16 protein-coding genes are annotated in these 18,603 nt (G+C 60.8%); 10 read left to right on the top strand and 6 right to left on the bottom strand.

All coding sequences use genetic code 11. The features are described from left to right. Nucleotides 1-53: 53 nt before the first annotated feature. A complete protein-coding gene (locus ACLBW8_RS13120) occupies nucleotides 54-1,259 on the top strand; it encodes an aminotransferase class V-fold PLP-dependent enzyme (RefSeq protein WP_447805539.1) in 1,206 nt (401 codons plus the stop codon). Continuing rightward, the gene (locus ACLBW8_RS13115) at nucleotides 1,256-1,663 is read left to right on the top strand and encodes a SufE family protein (protein ID WP_053254727.1); all 408 of its coding nucleotides are present in this window, start codon (nucleotides 1,256-1,258) and stop codon (nucleotides 1,661-1,663) included. The genes ACLBW8_RS13120 and ACLBW8_RS13115 overlap by 4 nt, the downstream gene beginning before the upstream one ends. Nucleotides 1,664-1,785: 122 nt before the next feature. Here ACLBW8_RS13115 and tcdA read toward each other — a convergent pair whose 3' ends face one another. After that, complete coding sequence (gene tcdA / locus ACLBW8_RS13110; RefSeq protein ID WP_447805538.1) at nucleotides 1,786-2,595, bottom strand: tRNA cyclic N6-threonylcarbamoyladenosine(37) synthase TcdA; 810 nt, start codon at nucleotides 2,593-2,595, stop codon at nucleotides 1,786-1,788. A gap of 217 nt (nucleotides 2,596-2,812) precedes the next feature. On the opposite strand from tcdA, the gene ACLBW8_RS13105 reads away from it, so the two are divergent. The 4 genes from ACLBW8_RS13105 to ACLBW8_RS13090 all read left to right on the top strand — a co-directional run bounded on the left by ACLBW8_RS13105 (nucleotide 2,813) and on the right by ACLBW8_RS13090 (nucleotide 8,055). Continuing rightward, nucleotides 2,813-5,404, top strand: coding sequence for a glycosyltransferase (locus ACLBW8_RS13105; RefSeq protein ID WP_447805537.1), 2,592 nt, complete (start codon nucleotides 2,813-2,815; stop codon nucleotides 5,402-5,404). A 258-nt stretch (nucleotides 5,405-5,662) separates the two neighbouring features. After that, entirely contained in the window at nucleotides 5,663-6,814 is a 1,152-nt protein-coding gene (gene dapE / locus ACLBW8_RS13100) for a succinyl-diaminopimelate desuccinylase (protein WP_128586904.1), read from the top strand. Continuing rightward, complete coding sequence (locus ACLBW8_RS13095; protein ID WP_447805536.1) at nucleotides 6,814-7,623, top strand: putative RNA methyltransferase; 810 nt, start codon at nucleotides 6,814-6,816, stop codon at nucleotides 7,621-7,623. The genes dapE and ACLBW8_RS13095 overlap by 1 nt, the downstream gene beginning before the upstream one ends. Before the next feature lie 54 nt (nucleotides 7,624-7,677). Further along, nucleotides 7,678-8,055 (top strand): hypothetical protein, encoded by a 378-nt coding sequence (locus ACLBW8_RS13090; protein WP_064451056.1) that lies wholly within the window; start codon nucleotides 7,678-7,680, stop codon nucleotides 8,053-8,055. A 141-nt stretch (nucleotides 8,056-8,196) separates the two neighbouring features. On the opposite strand, the gene ACLBW8_RS13085 is transcribed toward ACLBW8_RS13090, so the two are convergent. Beyond that, the gene (locus ACLBW8_RS13085) at nucleotides 8,197-8,406 is read right to left on the bottom strand and encodes a cold-shock protein (RefSeq protein WP_032891681.1); all 210 of its coding nucleotides are present in this window, start codon (nucleotides 8,404-8,406) and stop codon (nucleotides 8,197-8,199) included. A 182-nt stretch (nucleotides 8,407-8,588) separates the two neighbouring features. Here ACLBW8_RS13085 and plsB point away from each other — a divergent pair, with 182 nt between their 5' ends. From plsB to ACLBW8_RS13070, 3 genes are read left to right on the top strand one after another with little or no spacing between them, the layout of a single operon-like run. After that, nucleotides 8,589-11,120 (top strand): glycerol-3-phosphate 1-O-acyltransferase PlsB, encoded by a 2,532-nt coding sequence (plsB, locus tag ACLBW8_RS13080; protein WP_447805535.1) that lies wholly within the window; start codon nucleotides 8,589-8,591, stop codon nucleotides 11,118-11,120. A 51-nt stretch (nucleotides 11,121-11,171) separates the two neighbouring features. Next, nucleotides 11,172-11,573 (top strand): YbaY family lipoprotein, encoded by a 402-nt coding sequence (locus ACLBW8_RS13075; RefSeq protein ID WP_447805534.1) that lies wholly within the window; start codon nucleotides 11,172-11,174, stop codon nucleotides 11,571-11,573. A 39-nt stretch (nucleotides 11,574-11,612) separates the two neighbouring features. Beyond that, nucleotides 11,613-12,302, top strand: a complete 690-nt coding sequence (locus tag ACLBW8_RS13070) for a DUF4197 domain-containing protein (RefSeq protein WP_064451053.1) — start codon at nucleotides 11,613-11,615, stop codon at nucleotides 12,300-12,302. Nucleotides 12,303-12,381: 79 nt separating this feature from the next. Here ACLBW8_RS13070 and ACLBW8_RS13065 read toward each other — a convergent pair whose 3' ends face one another. From ACLBW8_RS13065 to ACLBW8_RS13050, 4 genes are all read right to left on the bottom strand, one after another. Continuing rightward, on the bottom strand, nucleotides 12,382-12,726 hold the full coding sequence (locus ACLBW8_RS13065; RefSeq protein WP_447805533.1) for a hypothetical protein: 345 nt from the start codon (nucleotides 12,724-12,726) through the stop codon (nucleotides 12,382-12,384). A 143-nt stretch (nucleotides 12,727-12,869) separates the two neighbouring features. Further along, nucleotides 12,870-13,463 (bottom strand): LysE family translocator, encoded by a 594-nt coding sequence (locus tag ACLBW8_RS13060; protein ID WP_447805532.1) that lies wholly within the window; start codon nucleotides 13,461-13,463, stop codon nucleotides 12,870-12,872. 2 nt (nucleotides 13,464-13,465) lie between these two features. After that, nucleotides 13,466-16,531, bottom strand: a complete 3,066-nt coding sequence (locus tag ACLBW8_RS13055; RefSeq protein ID WP_447805531.1) for an efflux RND transporter permease subunit — start codon at nucleotides 16,529-16,531, stop codon at nucleotides 13,466-13,468. A gap of 6 nt (nucleotides 16,532-16,537) precedes the next feature. Next, nucleotides 16,538-17,638 carry an efflux RND transporter periplasmic adaptor subunit gene (locus ACLBW8_RS13050; RefSeq protein ID WP_447805530.1) on the bottom strand — a complete coding sequence of 367 codons (1,101 nt, stop codon included), beginning with the start codon at nucleotides 17,636-17,638 and terminating at the stop codon, nucleotides 16,538-16,540. Between the two features lie 93 nt (nucleotides 17,639-17,731). On the opposite strand from ACLBW8_RS13050, the gene ACLBW8_RS13045 reads away from it, so the two are divergent. Beyond that, nucleotides 17,732-18,367: a TetR/AcrR family transcriptional regulator gene (locus ACLBW8_RS13045; protein WP_447805529.1), complete on the top strand. Its 636-nt coding sequence runs from the start codon at nucleotides 17,732-17,734 to the stop codon at nucleotides 18,365-18,367. The last annotated feature ends 236 nt before the right edge of the window (nucleotides 18,368-18,603 follow it).

Below are 18,603 nucleotides of genomic sequence, written 5' to 3'. Positions count from 1 at the left end.
ACTAGCGGGCCGCGCCTTCGGGTTGCGGCTCGCTTATACGAGTCTTGAACACCATGCTTGTGCCCTCTCCCTGGCGCGCCGATTTCCCGGCCATCGCCACCCTGCAACGGCAAGACCAGACCTACCTGGACAACGCCGCGACCACGCAAAAACCCCAAGCCCTGCTGGATGCCATCAGCCATTACTACGCTAACGGCGCAGCCAATGTGCACCGTGCCCAGCATTTGCCCGGCGCCCATGCGACCCAGGCCTTTGAAGACAGTCGCAGCAAGGTCGCGCAGTGGTTGAACGCAGGTGACAGCGGGCAAATCATCTTTACCCACGGCGCAACCTCTGCGCTGAACCTCCTGGCTTATGGCCTGGAGCATTTATTCAATGCGGGCGATGAGATTGTCATCAGCGCCCTGGAACACCACGCCAACCTGCTGCCCTGGCAGCAATTGGCCAAACGCCGCGCGCTCACGCTGGTGGTATTGCCGCTGGGTGATGACGGTGTAATCGATCTGCAAGCCGCCGCCGAATTGATCGGCCCGCGCACTCGCGTGCTGGCGGTGAGCCAATTGTCCAACGTGCTTGGCGCCTGGCAACCGCTGGAGGCCTTGCTGGCGCTCGCCAAGGCCCACGGCGCACTGACCGTGGTCGATGGCGCCCAGGGCATCGTCCATGGTCGTCACGATGTGCAGGCCCTGGGTTGCGACTTTTATGTGTTTTCCAGCCACAAACTCTACGGCCCGGACGGCGTCGGCGTGCTGTATGGGCGCAACGAAGCCCTGCATCACCTGCGTCACTGGCAGTTTGGTGGCGAGATGGTGCAACAGGCGGAATACCAAAGCGCCAGCTTCCGCCCTGCCCCACTGGGGTTCGAAGCCGGCACGCCGCCGATTGCCGGCGTGATTGGCCTGGGCGCTACGCTGGATTACCTGAGTTCGCTGGATCAGCCGGCAGTGGTCGCCCATGAAGCCGCGCTGCACGACTACCTGCTGCGCGGGTTGAAGGCACGCAATGGCATCCGCGTCTTGGGCTCGCCGCAGGTAGCTTTGGCCAGTTTTGTGGTGGAAGGCGTGCATAACGCCGACCTTGCGCACCTGCTGACCGAGCAAGGCATAGCCGTACGTGCCGGGCACCATTGCGCGATGCCGCTGCTCAAGGCGATGCACTTATCCGGAGCGATTCGTGTATCCCTGGCGCTGTACAACGATTCGGATGACCTGGAGCGCTTCTTTGAAGCGCTGGACCAGGCGCTGGATATGTTGCGATGAGCTTGCCGGTGGAGGCCGTCAGCGCGCTTGAGTCGTTTCAAGCCGTGGGCAGCTGGGAGCAACGCGCCCGGATGCTGATGCAATGGGGCGAGCGCTTGCCGGCTTTGGCGGATGCGGACAAGGTCGACGCCAACCTCGTGCAGGGCTGCGAAAGCCTGGTGTGGTTGGTCGGCCGCTTGCAGGCCGGTCACTGGCAGTTTGCCGCGAGCAGCGAGGCGCGGATGATTCGTGGGTTGGTGGCGTTGCTGCTGGCGCGGGTCAATGGGCTGTCAGCGGCCGAGTTGCAGGCGGTCGACCTGCCTGACTGGTTTGCACAGTTGGGGCTGTCGCGACAGTTGTCGCCGTCGCGCAGTAATGGCCTCAATGCAGTCCTGCAGCGCATGCGGGAATTGAGCCGTACATAAGACTAAATGTGGGAGCGGGCTTGCTCGCGAAGGCAGAGTGTCAGTCGATACATCATTAACTGAACCACCGCATTCGCGAGCAAGCCCGCTCCCACATTTCGATCTATGTTCGGCTGTAAGATTTAAGTGGGTTTGACCCGCTCGGACGGCCTGCGCACCCCGGCCACAATCTTGTCGACTGCCTTGGTCGCCGCCACCATGCCGAAGGTGGCCGTCACCATCATCACCGCGCCAAACCCACCGGCGCAGTCCAGCTTCACGCCGTCACCGACAAAACTCTTCTGCAAACAGATGCTGCCGTCCGGCTTGGGATAGCGCAGCTGCTCGGTGGAAAACACGCAGGGCACGCTGTAATGGCGGGTCACGGTGCGGGAGAAACCGTAATCGCGGCGCAGCGTGGAGCGCACTTTCGACGCCAACGGGTCGTTGAAGGTACGGTTCAAGTCGCAGACCTGGATCAGCGTCGGGTCGATCTGCCCGCCCGCGCCGCCGGTGGTGATGATCTGGATCTTGCGGCGCTTGCACCAGGCAATCAGCGCCGCCTTGGCGTTGACGGCGTCGATGCAGTCGATCACGCAATCGATATTCGGGGTGATGTACTCGGCCATGGTGTCGCGCGTGACGAAGTCCGCCACCGCATGCACCGTGCAGTCCGGGTTGATGCCGCGCAGGCGCTCGGCCATCACTTCGACCTTGGGCTTGCCCACGGTGCTGTCCAGCGCGTGCAACTGGCGGTTGCTGTTGCTGACGCAGACATCGTCCAGGTCAAACAGCGAAATCTCGCCCACCCCGCAGCGGGCAATGGCTTCCGCCGCCCAGGACCCTACGCCGCCGATGCCGACGATCGCCACATGGGCCGCTTTCAAGCGTTCCAGGCCTTCAATGCCATACAAGCGGGCGACGCCTGCAAACCGCGGATCTTCTGTGCTCATGACCATTACCCCAAAAACCGGCGCGCATTATGGACTACGCAGCGACAAGTTCGAAGCGACAAGCTACAAGTAAAGAACTTAGAGGGTGTTTCGCTGACTAACGTCCGGCTTTTCTCTGTCTGCTATACGCTCAGGGACGGGCCGGTGTAGGATGCGCGCCGTTCGGCGTAGGCCGACACCTCTTTTCGTTCCACACCCTTTGGAACCCGAAATCGCTATGTCATCGCGTAAATTTGGACTCAACCTGGTGGTGGTGCTGGCAATTGCCGCGCTGTTCACCGGTTTCTGGGCGCTGATCAACCGCCCGGTCACTGCCCCCAACTGGCCCGAACAGATCTCCGGGTTTTCCTACTCGCCGTTCCAGCAAGGCCAGTTCCCGCAGAAAGACCAGTACCCAAGCGACGAAGAAATGCGTCGCGACCTCGAGATCATGAGCAAGCTGACGGACAACATCCGTACCTACTCGGTCGACGGCACCCTGGGGGATATCCCCAAGCTGGCCGAAGAGTTCGGTCTGCGCGTGACCCTGGGTATCTGGATCAGCCCGGACCTTGAACGTAACGAACGCGAAATCCAGCGCGCCATCGAACTGGCCAACAGTTCGCGCAGCGTCGTGCGGGTAGTGGTCGGTAACGAAGCGTTGTTCCGTGAAGAAATTACCCCGCAAGCGCTGATCGTGTTGCTCGATCGCGTGCGCGGCGCCGTGAAAGTACCGGTGACAACGTCCGAGCAATGGCACATCTGGGAAAAGAACCCGCAACTGGCCAAGCACGTCGACCTGATTGCCGCGCACATCCTGCCGTTCTGGGAATTTATTCCGATGGACAAGGCCGGCCAGTACGTACTCGACCGCGCCAGGGACCTGAAGAAATTGTTCCCGAAAAAGCCGCTGCTGCTGTCGGAGGTTGGCTGGCCGAGCAACGGGCGCATGCGTGGGGGTAATGAAACGTCCCCGGCAGACCAGGCGATTTACCTGCGCACGCTGGTGAACAAGCTGAACCGCCAGGGCTACAACTACTTCGTGATCGAGGCCTTCGACCAGCCGTGGAAAGTCAGCGACGAAGGTTCAGCCGGTGCTTACTGGGGTGTGTACAACGCCGCGCGCCAGCAGAAATTCAACTTTGAAGGCCCTGTGGTCGCGATCCCGCAATGGCGCGTGCTGGCCATCGGCTCGGTGGTGCTCGCGCTGCTGTCGCTGACCTTGCTGATGATCGACGGCTCGGCCCTGCGCCAGCGTGGCCGGACCTTCCTGACCTTTATCGCCTTCCTGTGCGGGTCGGTGCTGGTGTGGATCGGCTACGACTACAGCCAGCAATACAGCACCTGGTTCAGTGTGACCGTCGGGATCTTGCTGGCACTCGGCGCGCTGGGCGTGTTTATCGTGTTGCTGACCGAAGCCCACGAATTGGCGGAAGCGGTATGGACTCACAAACGCCGGCGTGAATTCCTGCCGGTGGAAGGGGATTCGGACTACCGCCCGAAAGTGTCGATCCATGTGCCGTGCTACAACGAGCCGCCGGAGATGGTCAAACAGACCCTCGACGCCCTGGCCGCCCTGGATTACCCGGACTACGAAGTCCTGATCATCGACAACAACACCAAGGACCCAGCCGTTTGGGAACCGGTGCGCGATTATTGCGAAACCCTCGGGCCGCGCTTCAAGTTCTTCCACGTTTCGCCCCTGGCCGGTTTCAAGGGCGGCGCGCTGAACTACTTGATCCCGCATACCGCCAAGGATGCCGAAGTGATTGCGGTGATCGACTCGGACTACTGCGTGTCGCCGAACTGGCTCAAACACATGGTGCCGCACTTCGCCGACCCGAAAATTGCCGTGGTGCAGTCGCCGCAGGATTACCGCGACCAGAACGAAAGCACCTTCAAGAAGCTCTGCTACGCGGAATACAAAGGCTTCTTCCATATCGGCATGGTCACCCGTAACGACCGTGACGCGATCATCCAGCACGGCACCATGACCATGACCCGTCGCTCGGTGCTCGAAGAACTCGGCTGGGCCGACTGGTGCATCTGTGAAGACGCCGAACTGGGCCTGCGCGTATTCGAGAAAGGTCTGTCGGCGGCGTATTACCACGACAGCTACGGTAAAGGCCTGATGCCGGACACCTTTATCGACTTCAAGAAACAGCGTTTCCGCTGGGCCTACGGGGCGATTCAGATCATCAAGCGTCACACCGCCAGCCTCTTGCGCGGTAAGGGCACCGAGCTGACCCGTGGCCAGCGCTACCACTTCCTCGCGGGCTGGTTGCCGTGGGTGGCGGACGGCATGAACATCTTCTTCACTGTCGGCGCCTTGTTATGGTCCGCGGCGATGATCATCGTGCCGACCCGTGTCGATCCACCACTGCTGATTTTCGCGATTCCGCCCTTGGCGCTGTTCGTGTTCAAGGTGGGCAAGATCGTCTTCCTGTACCGCCGTGCAGTCGGCGTGAACCTCAAGGACGCGTTCTGCGCGGCCCTGGCCGGGTTGGCGTTGTCTCACACCATCGCCAAGGCGGTGCTGTATGGTTTCTTCACCACCAGTATTCCGTTCTTTCGCACACCGAAAAACGCGGATAACCACGGCTTCTGGGTAGCCATTTCCGAAGCCCGCGAAGAAATGTTCATCATGCTGCTGTTGTGGGGCGCGGCGCTGGGGATCTACCTGGTGCAGGGCCTGCCGAGCAATGACATTCGCTTCTGGGTGGTAATGCTGCTGGTGCAATCGCTGCCGTACGTGGCGGCGTTGATCATGGCGTTCCTCTCGTCGCTGCCAAAACCGGCGCCGAAGGGTGAGCCGGTAACGGCAGAGTAAAAACTTGCGCAATGCACTAAACGGCGGCCTCTGGCCGCCGTTTTGCTATAAGATAACGGCCGTTTTGTTGGATCAGGCAAGCACTGACTGCCCTTTGTGGGAGCGGGCTTGCTCGCGAATGCGGTATGCCAGCCAACCCATCCGGCGACTGATACGCCGCTTTCGCGAGCAAGCCCGCTCCCACATTGGAAGTTCGCTGCTCCACACTCTGCGTTCCTACTCAAAACCGCGCCCTGACACGCCTCCGGAGTTTTTTACATGACGGCCCATGCCGACCTTTCGCCGACCCTTCAACTCGCTATCGACCTGATCCGTCGCCCGTCGGTCACACCGATCGACGCCGACTGCCAGAAGCTGATGATGCAGCGCCTGGGCGACGCCGGTTTCAAGCTTGAGCCAATGCGCATCGAAGACGTGGACAACTTCTGGGCCACCCACGGCAACCATGAAGGCCCGGTGCTGTGCTTTGCCGGCCACACCGACGTGGTCCCGACCGGCCCGGTGCAGGCCTGGCAGAACGACCCGTTCGACGCGTTGATCGACGAAAACGGCATGCTTTGCGGCCGTGGTGCGGCAGACATGAAAGGCAGCCTGGCGGCAATGCTGGTGGCATCCGAGCGTTTCGTCACCGACTACCCGGACCACAAGGGCTCGGTAGCCTTCCTGATCACCAGCGATGAAGAAGGCCCGGCGCACCATGGCACCAAGGCTGTGATCGAGCGTTTGGCGGCACGCAAGGAGCGCCTGGACTGGTGCATCGTCGGCGAACCGTCGAGCACGACCCTGGTGGGCGATGTGGTCAAGAACGGCCGTCGTGGCTCTCTCGGCGCCACCCTGACCGTGCGCGGTGTACAAGGCCACGTGGCGTATCCGCACCTGGCGAAGAACCCGATCCACCTGGCCGCACCGGCCCTGGCCGAATTGGCCGCCGAGCATTGGGACGACGGCAATACCTTCTTCCCGCCGACCAGCTTCCAGATTTCCAACCTCAACTCCGGCACCGGCGCCACCAACGTGATCCCCGGTGACCTGACGGCGGTGTTCAATTTCCGCTTTTCCACTGAATCCACCGTGGAAGGCTTGCAACAGCGCGTTGCGGCGATCCTCGACAAACATGGCCTGGACTGGCACGTAGAGTGGGCGCTGTCAGGCCTGCCGTTCCTCACCGAACCGGGCGCGTTGCTGGATGCGGTATCGGCCAGCATCAAGGCAATTACCGGCCGCGAGACCAAAGCCTCCACCAGCGGCGGTACGTCCGACGGGCGTTTCATCGCCACGCTGGGCACCCAAGTGGTCGAGCTGGGCCCGGTCAACGCGACGATCCACCAGGTCAACGAACGTATCCTGGCCAGCGACCTCGACGTGCTGACCGAAATCTATTACCAAACCCTGATCAAGTTGCTCGCCTGATGCTCGCTTGCCCCATTTGCAGCGCACCGCTCAACGCGGTGGACAATGGCGTGGCGTGCCCGGTCGGGCACCGTTTCGACCGTGCGCGCCAGGGTTACCTGAACCTGTTGCCGGTGCAGCACAAGAACAGCCGCGACCCGGGCGATAACCTGGCCATGGTCGAAGCACGCCGCGACTTCCTCAACGCCGGGCACTACGCCCCGGTGGCCAAGCGCCTGGCCGAACTGGCCGCCGAGCGTGCGCCACAGCGTTGGGTGGACATCGGCTGTTGCGAGGGTTACTACACCGCGCAACTCGCCGAAGCCCTGCCCGATGCCGACGGCTACGCGCTGGATATCTCCAAGGAAGCCGTCAAGCGCGCGTGCAAACGCAACCCGGCGCTGACCTGGTTGATCGCCAGCATGGCCCGCGTGCCGTTGGCCGATGCCAGCTGCCAGTTCCTCGCCAGCGTGTTCAGCCCATTGGACTGGCAGGAGGCCAAACGCCTGCTCAGCCCCGGTGGCGGCTTGATGAAAGTTGGCCCGACCGCGGGCCACCTGATGGAACTGCGCGAGCGCCTGTACGACGAAGTGCGTGAATACACCGACGACAAGCATTTGGCACTGGTGCCGGACGGCATGAGCCTGGCCCACAGCGAAACCCTGGCGTTCACCCTGAGCCTGGCCGAACCCAAAGACCGCGCCAACCTGCTGGCGATGACGCCCCACGGCTGGCGCGCGAGTGCCGAGCGCCGCGCCGAAGTGATTGAGGCCGCCGAGCCGCTGCAGGTCACTGTGTCGATGCGCTACGATTATTTCGTGCTTCAATAACCGACTTTTAAGCATCCGCGAATGGATTTTCGAATCCCGCAACGAGGAACATCCATGCGCCAACCTGATATCGAGATTTACCTGAAGGACGCCGACGTCGACTACAAGGCCATTGCCGCCTGGCTGGGCGCCGCCCTGGGCCCGTGCACCGACTGGGTCCAGAGAGGCCAGACCTACAAGTGCAAGGCCGGCAGCGTGCCGGTCACCTGGCTGCCAAAAGCCGTCGGCAAATGGAACAGCCTGTACCTGGAAAGCGACCAGACCCCGTGGGACGACGACATCGCCTGCGCCCGCGCTGCGTTTGCTGCGCTGAACGTCGAAGTGCGTTGCGCGCCCGGTACCTGGGTTGAGGAAGAAGGCGAGGAAAGCGCTGACACCTGGATTCGCATCAGCGTGGACGGTGAAGAGCAGATCACCTGGAAGACTGCCTGAACCTGATTTGTGAACCCAATCAAATGTGGGAGCGGGCTTGCTCGCGAAAGCGGTGGATCAGTCGCCTTTATAGTGACTGACACACCGCTTTCGCGAGCAAGCCCGCTCCCACAAGGGTTCAGCGGTGTAGCAAAATACAGGTTACAGCCCTACCACATCCTCCGCCTGCAACCCCTTCTCGCCGGTCACCACGGCGTACTCCACCTGCTGGCCTTCGGCCAATGAACGGTGGCCATCACCGCGAATGGCGCGGTAGTGCACAAACACATCCTTGCCGTCCTCACGCTGAATAAAGCCATAGCCTTTTGCATCGTTGAACCACTTCACATTGCCGGTTTCGCGCGTTGCCATCTGTCTTACTCCCACATGCATTTTTATTGTTGAGTCGTTCGCATTGAACTGCCGAGTATAAGACAGGCTCAAAAACGATCAACTCAAGTTTACATCGCCGCTTTTTTGCCGATTTTCGGCGAATACGGCACACTACCAGCCCGAGCGCCTGCTCGATTTTTTCCACTTGAAGCAGCACGCCTATGACCCGCTCCCCGTTCCGCCGTCTGGTGTTTGGCACCTTGCGCCGACTGTTGTACCTCTGGGTTCGCTCCGAGACGATCAACCAGTCGTCCCTAACCCTTAACCTCGACCGCAGCCGGCCGGTGTTCTACGTCCTGCAATCGCCCTCCCTCACCGAATTGGCCGTGGTCGATACCGAGTGCACCAAGGCCGGCCTGCCGCGCCCGGTGCTGCCGGTATCGGTAGGCCCGCTGATCGAACCCGCCGCATTCTTCTACCTCACGCCGGAGCCGGACTGGCTTGGCCGCCAGGACAAGCGCGGCGCGCCGCCGACCCTGACCCGGCTGGTCAACACCCTGACCGAACACGCCGAAGAGAATGCACAAATCATTCCCGTCAGCGTGTTCTGGGGGCAGTCGCCCGAGAGCGAGTCCAGCCCATGGAAACTGCTGTTTGCCGACAGCTGGGCCGTTACCGGCCGTCTACGCCGGCTGTTGAGCATCCTGATCCTGGGTCGCAAGACCCGCGTACAATTCTCCGCGCCTATCAACCTGCGTGAATTGATCGAGCACAATAAAGGTCACGAACGCACCGTGCGGATGGCGCAGCGCATCCTGCGTGTGCACTTTCGTAACCTGAAGACCGCCGTGATCGGTCCTGACCTGTCCCACCGCCGCAATTTGGTGAAGGGCCTGGTCAATATGCCGCTGGTGCGCCAAGCCATCAGCGAAGAGGCCGAACGCGAAAAAATCACCCCGGAAAAAGCCAAGGCCCAGGCCCTGCGCTACGGCAACGAGATCGCCTCGGACTACACCTACACCGCGATCCGCTTTCTCGAAGTGGTACTGAGCTGGTTCTGGAACAAGATTTACGACGGCATCAAGGTCAATAACATCGAGGGTGTGCAAAAGGTTGCCCAGGGTTATGAGGTGATCTACGTGCCTTGCCACCGTAGCCATATCGACTACCTGCTGCTCTCGTACCTGCTGTTCAAGAATGGCCTGACCCCGCCGCACATCGCCGCCGGCATCAACCTGAACATGCCGGTGATCGGCAGCCTGCTGCGCCGTGGCGGTGCGTTTTTCATGCGCCGCACCTTCAAGGGCAACCCGCTGTATACCTCGGTGTTCAACGAATACTTGCACACGCTGTTCACCAAGGGTTTCCCGGTGGAGTACTTCGTGGAAGGCGGGCGCTCGCGCACCGGACGCATGCTGCAACCGAAAACCGGAATGCTGGCAATCACCCTGCGCAGTTTCCTGCGCTCTTCGCGCATGCCGATCGTGTTTGTGCCGGTGTATATCGGCTATGAACGTGTGCTGGAAGGCCGCACTTACCTCGGCGAGCTGCGCGGGGCGAGCAAGAAGAAAGAATCGATCTTTGATATTTTCAAAGTGGTCGGCGCGCTCAAGCAGCGCTTTGGCCAAGTCGCGGTCAATTTCGGTGAACCGATCAAGCTGGCCGAGTTCCTCGACACCGAGCAACCTGACTGGCGCAGCCAGGAGCTGGGGCCGAACTACAAACCCGCCTGGCTCAACGAAACCACCAACCGTCTCGGTGAGCAGGTGGCGCGCCACTTGAACGAAGCCGCCGCAGTCAACCCGGTGAACCTGGTGGCGCTGGCGCTACTGTCCACCACCCGCCTGGCCCTGGACGAACAGGCCATGGCGCGTCAGTTGGACCTGTACCTCGCGCTGCTGCGCCGCGTGCCGTACTCGCCGCATACCACCTTGCCGGAAGGCGATGGCATGGCGTTGATCAAGCACGTCAAGGACATGGACCTGTTGTCCGAGCAAAGTGACGCCCTGGGCAAGATCCTGTACCTGGACGAGCAGAATGCCGTCCTGATGACCTATTACCGCAACAACGTGCTGCACATCTTCGCCCTGCCCGCACTGCTGGCAAGCTTCTTCCAAAGCAGTTCGCGGATGAGTCGCGAACAAATCCTGCGTTACACCCGCGCGCTCTATCCGTACCTGCAATCGGAGTTGTTTATCCGCTGGTCGCTGGAGGAGTTGGACGCGGTGGTCGACCAGTGGCTTGAAGCGTTTGTCGAGCAAGGCCTGCTGCGCTTCGAAAACGACGTCTACCTGCGCCCGGCCCCCAGTTCGCGGCACTTTGTGCTGCTGACGCTGCTGTCCAAGAGCATCGCCCAGACCCTGCAACGCTTCTACATGGCGATCTCGCTGCTGCTCAACAGCGGCCAGAACAGCATCAGCGCCGAAGAGCTGGAAGACCTGTGCACGATCATGGCCCAGCGCCTGTCGATCCTGCATGGCCTCAATGCCCCGGAGTTCTTCGACAAGAGCCTTTTCCGACATTTCATCCAGACATTGCTCGAGCAAGATGTGCTGCGCCGCGATGAAGCCGGCAAGTTGAGCTACCACGACCTGCTCGGTGAACTGGCTGAAGGCGCAGCGAAGCGCGTGCTGCCAGCCGATATTCGCCTGTCGATCCGGCAGGTGGCGTTGCATCGCGTTGATGGCGCAGCCGAGGCGCCGGTCGAGGCGCCGGTCGAACCTGAGCCGGTCAAATCTGAAGAAAGCCGCTAGATTGAATGAGGCGCCGGGCGGATTCCGGCGCCGTTGAAAAGGAGCTGTACCATGAAAAAGATCATCCTCCTCGGCCTCACCGCCCTGCTCGGAGCCTGCCAATCCATGAACCCTGCCGCCCAAGCCAGCCTCGACGGCGAAGTGTTCTACCTGCAGCGCATTGCCCTGCCGCCCGCCGCCACCTTGAGCGTCAGCCTGCAGGACGTGTCCTTGATGGACGCCCCGGCCGTGACCCTCGCCGAACAGAAAGGTCCGGTAAAAGGCCAGGTGCCACTGCCGTTTCACCTGAGCTACGACCCGGCCCACATCAAGCCAGGGCACACTTACTCGGTGAGCGCTCGCATCGAGCTGGATGGCAAGCTACTGTTTATCACCACCGAACGGCACGCTGTGCAGCTTAATGGTCAAGACCCACAACCGCTGCGCCTGCGGGTGGATGCGGTCGCACACTGATATTTTCCAGAACGTAAGCCCGATCAAAAGGAAGCGCCCATGCTCCGTAACTCCCTTCGCCTCACAGCCCTGTGCGCCGGCCTGCTGCTTGGCGCCAACGCCATGGCGCTGTCACTTGGCAGCCTGTCCCAGAGCGACGCCAGCGGCGGTCTCAAGGACGCACTGACCCAGGGCGCACAGATCGCCGTGAAACAACTGGGCGTACCCGGTGGTTTCAGCAACAACCCGGAAGTGAAAATCGGTCTGCCAGGCAAGCTCGGCAAAGTGGCCGACAAGCTGAAAATGTTCGGCATGGGTGATCAAGTCACACAGCTGGAAACCAGCATGAACAAGGCGGCTGAAACTGCCGTGACCCAGGCGCAACCGATTCTGGTCAATGCGGTAAAAAACATGAGCGTGACCGATGCCAAGGGCATCCTCACTGGTGGCCAGGACTCGGCGACTCAATACCTGAACAAAAGCAGCCGCGAAGAGATCCGCGCCAAGTTCCTGCCGATCGTCAAGGCCGCCACCGACAAGGTTGGCGTCGCCCAGCAGTACAACGCCCTGGCGGGCAAGGCCGCGGCATTTGGCGCGGTTGATGCCAAAAGTGCCAACGTCGAAAGCTACGTGACCGAACAAGCGCTGGACGGCTTGTTCAAAATGATTGCGCAGCAGGAAGAAACCATTCGCAAGAACCCGGCGGCTGCGGCCACCAGCCTGGCGAAGAAGGTGTTTGGCGCGCTTTAACCTCTCAGCATTACCCTCCAATCACTGCGCCAAGGCCGCTTCCCACGGGCCTTGGCGCAGTTGTCTCAGGCGAAGCCTCTTAACGGTTCAGCGAAAACAGCGGATACGAATAAGGCCTGACGGGCAACTGGTGCTCACTGACCGGGTGATGGTGCGGCGTGGCGGGATGCGGCCTGTTGTAGTGAGGCGTGCCGTAATGAGGCTTGTCGTAGTGCGTAGTGGCGTGATGGGAATGACCACTTCCTTGCTGTGTCAGCTGAGGACGGTAAGGACGGTAAGGACGGTAAGGACGGTGAGGACCGGGTTGCCCGCACCCCGGCCTCAGTGGTTGCGCGGAACCAAAATTGCCGTGCGACGAATGATTGCCCACCAGAGCATCCAGTAGCGCAAGTTTGAAAGAAACAATGGCATTTAAAATCGACATAAACACTCCATAAACTCATTGAATCAGGCCCGACCGCCAACAGGCGAATCCGAAACCCGTGCCTGTCCATCAGGCAATGCTGAGTGGAGTGAAAAAGGCGAACGTTCCACAGCCGCCGATGCCTGTTTGCATCAGTATGTAAATCAATGAATGACCGAACTCGCCAGCCGCCCAATCATGATCGTTGCAAAACAGCCGATGGCCACCGACGTCGCCCGGTTGATCTTCAACGGCGTGAGCCACGTCTTCTGCATGCCTTCAAAGCGGCTGCCCAGCACGATCCACGCAGCCCCTACCGGTATCACCACCAACGCAAGGGTGGTCATGAACCCTATATAGCCTTGCAGCGAAGCAAAGGCGCTGGCCGGTGCGATAAACGAAACGATCAGCAGGCCTTTGGGGTTCATCACGGTGAGCCAGAAAAAATACAGGCCGGAAAAACGATCCCCGGTCGCAGTGATAGCACTGCTTTTGCGCTGCCACAGCTTGAACGAGACATACAACAGGTAGCAGGCCGCCGCCAGTTGCGTGATGTTCAACATCCCTGGCGAATAGGCCGCGAGATAAAGCAACGCCACGCCCCACACCGACACCTGTAACAAGTAGGCCAGGCATTCGATAAAGACCAGCGTCCACGACGCCCGATACCCGAACAACACCCCCGCACGGAACAGCAGGGTGTTGGTCGGGCCTGGGGCGAGCAACAACAACATCAGGGCTGAAACGGTGGCCAGCATGATTACGCGACGTCCTTCCTCACTCGAAACCACGCAGCATACAGGGCTGGCAAGAACAATAGGGTCAACGCCGTCGCCACAATCAATCCTCCCATGATCGCCACCGCCATCGGCCCGAAGAACACGCTGCGTGACAGCGGAATCATCGCCAGCACCGCCGCCAGGGCTGTCAGCACAATCGGGCGGAAGCGTCGGACGGTGGCTTCGATGATCGCCTGCCATGGCGCCAATCCAGCCTTGATGTCCTGTTCGATCTGGTCCACCAGGATCACCGAGTTGCGCATGATCATCCCCGACAAGGCGATGGTCCCCAACATCGCGACGAAGCCGAAGGGCTGGCGGAATACCAGCAGAAACAAGGTCACCCCGATCAAGCCCAGCGGTGCCGTCAGAAACACCATCGCAGTGCGTGAGAAGCTGCGCAGTTGCAGCATCAGCAGGGTCAGCACCACCACAATAAACAGAGGCACACCCGCCTTGACCGAGTTCTGGCCACGGGCGGAATCCTCGACGGTGCCGCCGACTTCAAGCAAGTAGCCGTCCGGCAGTTCTGCACGCACGCCTGCGAGTGTTGGCAGTATCTGCTGCACCAGCGTCGCCGGTTGTTCCTTGCCGTAGATGTCGGCGCGCACGGTGACGGTCGGCAGGCGGTTGCGATGCCAGATAATGCCCTCTTCGAAGCCGTATTCGAGGGTGGCAATCTGCGACAGCGCCACGCTTTTGCCATTGTCGGTCGGCACCGCCAGGCTCGGCAGCAACGACAACTCGGTGCGCTCATGCACGGTGCCGCGCAGGAGGATTTCGATCAACTCGTTGTCCTCGCGAAATTGGCTGACGGTGGAACCGGTCAGTGAACTCTGCAGGAATTTCGACAGGTTGGCGGTGCTTACGCCAAGGGCACGGGCGCGGTCCTGGTCGATACTGAGGTAGACGACTTTGCTCGGTTCTTCCCAGTCCAGGTGCACGTTAACCACATGGGTATTTTCGCGCACCTTGGCCGCCACTTTGCGGGCCAAGGCACGGACTTCTTCGATGTGTTCGCCGGTCACACGAAACTGCACCGGATAGCCCACGGGCGGGCCGTTCTCCAGGCGCGTGACCCGCGAGCGCAGTTCGGGGAATTGCTCGTTAAGGGTTTCGATCAGCCAGGTGCGCAGGCTTTCGCGCTCTTCGATGGTTTTGGCCAGCACCACAAATTGCGCGAAGCTTGCAGCCGGCAGTTGCTGGTCCAGCGGCAGATAGAAACGCGGCGAACCGGTGCCGACGTAGGCCACATAGTTTTCGATGCCTGCATGCTCCTTGAGCAAGGCTTCCAGGCGTTTGACCTGGTCGGCAGTGTTGCTCAGGGAAGCGCCTTCCGCCAGTTTCAGGTCAACCATCAACTCCAGGCGACCGGAAGCGGGAAAGAACTGTTGCGGCACAAATCGGAACAGCGCCACCGAGCCGATAAACAGCAGCAGGGTCAGGACAATCACTGTCTTGCGTCGACGCACACACCATTCAACCAAACGTCTTACGCGTTGGTAGAACGGCGTACCGTAAGGATCGGGGCCATCGGTGCCGTGTTTGGCCGCGTGAATTTTCGCCAGGTCCGGCAGGAGTTTTTCTCCCAGGTACGGCACAAACACCACCGCGGCGACCCACGAGGCCAGCAGAGCAATGGTCACCACCTGGAAGATCGAACGGGTGTATTCGCCGGTGCTCGATTGTGCGGTGGCAATCGGCAGGAAGCCCGCCGCCGTGATCAACGTGCCAGTCAGCATGGGGAACGCGGTGCTGGTCCAGGCAAAGCTGGCGGCCTTGATCCGGTCGTAACCCTGCTCCATTTTGATCGCCATCATTTCCACGGCGATGATGGCGTCGTCGACCAGCAACCCCAAGGCCAGCACCAACGCACCGAGGGAGATTTTGTGCAGGCCGATACCGAGGTAATACATGGTTGCAAAGGTCATCGCCAGCACCAGCGGAATCGCCAGGGCCACGACCATGCCGGTGCGCACCCCAAGTGAGAAAAAGCTCACCAGCAAGACAATGGCCAACGCCTCGGCCAATACTTGGACGAATTCACCGACACTGGTTTTCACTGCCGCCGGCTGGTCCGACACCTTGCGCAGTTCCATGCCAGCCGGAAGGTTCTTCTGCAGGCGTGCGAATTCGCCTTCGAGGGCCTTGCCCAATACCAGAATGTCGCCGCCATCACGCATGGCCACGGCCAGGCCGATGGCGTCCGCGCCCATATAACGCATGCGCGGTGCCGGTGGGTCGTTGAAGCCACGGTGGATGTCGGCCACGTCTCCAATGCGAAACGTGCGGTCACCCACGCGAATCGGGAAACTGCGGATCTCATCCACAGTTTTGAAGTTGCCTGACACGCGCAGTTGCACACGTTCGGTCGGGGTTTCAAAGAAGCCGGCCGTAGACACGGCGTTCTGCTCCTGCAATGCCTGCTGCACTGCCGCCAGGGGCAGGCCGAGGGTGGCCAGTTTGAGGTTGGACAGCTCGATCCAGATTTTCTCGTCCTGCAACCCCAGCAGCTCGACCTTGCCCACATCCGGCACACGTTGCAGTTGAATCTGGATGCGATCGGCGTAGTCCTTGAGCACGGCGTAATCGAAGCCATCGCCGGTCAGCGCGTAGATATTGCCGAAGGTGGTGCCGAATTCATCGTTGAAAAACGGCCCCTGAATGTCCGGCGGCAAGGTCTGGCGAATGTCACTGATCTTCTTGCGCACCTGGTACCACAGGTCCGGAATCTGCGCGGAGTGCATCGAGTCGCGGGCCACAAAGGTGACTTGCGACTCACCGGGCCGCGAGAAGGAAACGATGCGCTCGTAGTCGCCAGTCTCCATGAGTTTTTTCTCGATACGCTCGGTGACCTGGCGCGAGACTTCCTGGGCGGTGGCCCCGGGCCAATTGGTCTTGATGACCATGGCCTTGAACGTGAACGGTGGGTCTTCGCTTTGCCCCAGCTTGGTGTAGGACAGAGTGCCGACCACAGCCAGCAGGATCATCAGGAACAGTACGATCTGGCGATTACGCAACGCCCATTCGGAAAGATTGAAACCCATCGGGGACTACTCCTTGGCCGCCAGATTCACAACTCGGTTGGAGCGATCCACCGGGCGCACTTGCTGGCCCTCATGGAGCACATGCACGCCCGCTGCAATCACCCAATCGGTGGGGGCCAAGCCTTCGAGGACCGGCACGGTTTTCTCGCCAAAGGCACCAATGCGCACCGGTGTGCGTTTCAGCGTGTTGTCAGGTTGCACACGCCAAACGTAGGACGCGCCGTTCTCCGCACTCAGGGCAGACAGCGGTACCGACAGGGGAATTACGCCGTCAGCCTGTATGAAAACTCGGGCACTCTGGCCCAGTTCGGCCGGGACTTTGCCGCCCGTGAAGGCGACGCGGGCAGCGAAGGTGCGCGATTTAGGATCGGCTGCGGGCGACAACTCACGGATGCGCCCGGTAAAGCGTTGGTCTGGCTGGCTCCACAATTCCACCGACACCGGCTGGCCGATCTTGAACCGGCCGAAGCCTTGCTCGGGCAGGCTGATCAGCACTTCGCGCTCACCATCGGTGGCCAGGGTGAACACGGTTTGGCCGGCGGACACCACTTGGCCGACTTCCACCGCGCGCTTGGCGACGACACCGTCCTGGGGCGCGCGCAACACCGCATAGCCAGCCTGGTTGCTCGACACATCGAATTCGGCCTTGATCTGCTTCAGGCGCGCTTCACCGGATCGGTAAAGGTTTTCGGAATTGTCGTACTGCGAGCGGCTGACCATCTGACGGTCCATCAGGGTCTTGTAGCGGTCACGCTCGGCGCGCACCAGGCTCAGGTTGGCCTCGGCGGCGGCAACCTGGGCACGCGTCGCTTCGAGTTGCAGGCGCACATCCTGCGGGTCGAGCTCTGCCAGCGGCTGGTTAGCCTTGACCCGCTCGCCCTCCTCCACCAGCCGCTTGCTGACTTTACCGCCAATACGAAAGGCCAGGTCCGGCTCATAACGGGCACGTACTTCACCCGGATAGCTGTCCATTGCCTGGGCGGAAGGCTGCGGTTGCACCACCATCGCCGGGCGGGCAGTGGTTTGGGCCGCTTCTTCATGGCCGCAGGCGGCCAATAGGAAGACCAGGCTGACAGGCAACGCAAGGGGCAGGAAAGTGCTGCGCATGCTGAAGGACCTTTCGCAAATGGAGCTAGGAATAATTATACTGGCCAGTATGTTATTAATACCAAACTCACCAGTCCAGTATTAAAGGTGAAAATGTCCGACAATCGAGTGAACACCAATAGCCCCGGGCGTCCCAAGGACATGGCAAAACGCCAGGCAATTCTCGAAGCAGCTAAAATTCTGTTCTTGAGCAATGGCTACGCCAGCACCAGCATGGATGCCGTGGCCCTGGAGGCCGGCGTGTCAAAACTGACGGTCTACAGCCACTTCACCGACAAAGAGACCTTGTTCACCGCCGCCGTCGTGGCCAAGTGCGAGGAGCAATTGCCGGTGATGTACTTCGAATTGCCCGAAGGCATGCCGGTGGAGACTGTGTTGTTGAACATCGCGCGGGGGTTCCATCGGCTGATCAACAGCGAGGAGTCGGTGAACCTGCATCGCCTGATGATGACCACCGGCAATCAGGACGTGAAACTCTCGCAGATTTTCTTCGAAGCCGGTCCCATGCGCATGCTGCAGGGCATGGAGCGCCTGCTCAGCCGGATCGACCAGAGCGGCGCCCTGAGCATCGACAAACCGTTGACGGCGGCCGAGCATTTCTTTTGCCTGCTCAAGGGCACGGCGAATTTCTGCTTGCTGTATGGCTGCGGCGGGCCACTGAATGAGGAAGCCGCCGAAGCCCATGTGCAGGATGTGGTGGGTTTGTTTATGCGGGCCTATAGGGCCTGAAGTCTTGTGCCGCCCGTACTGGCGCTATCGCAGGCAAGCCAGCTCCCACCGGGGACCGTGTTCTCATGCTGGAATGCATTCTCCTGTGGGAGCCGGGCTTGCCTGCGATGAGCATAGGTATCTACACATTTTTTTACGGGTTGAGTGCTGTGGTTGTCGGGGGGGCGCTGAGTACATATCCGTTGTTTGGGTCACGGCTGACATGGGTTCCGCCCTTACGGCGGGTCACTTTTGGA

It is taken from the genome of Pseudomonas sp. M5A4_2d, assembly GCF_053345295.1.
The sequence above is the reverse complement of the archived record's forward strand: the minus strand, read 5'-3'. Positions and strand labels throughout refer to the sequence as shown.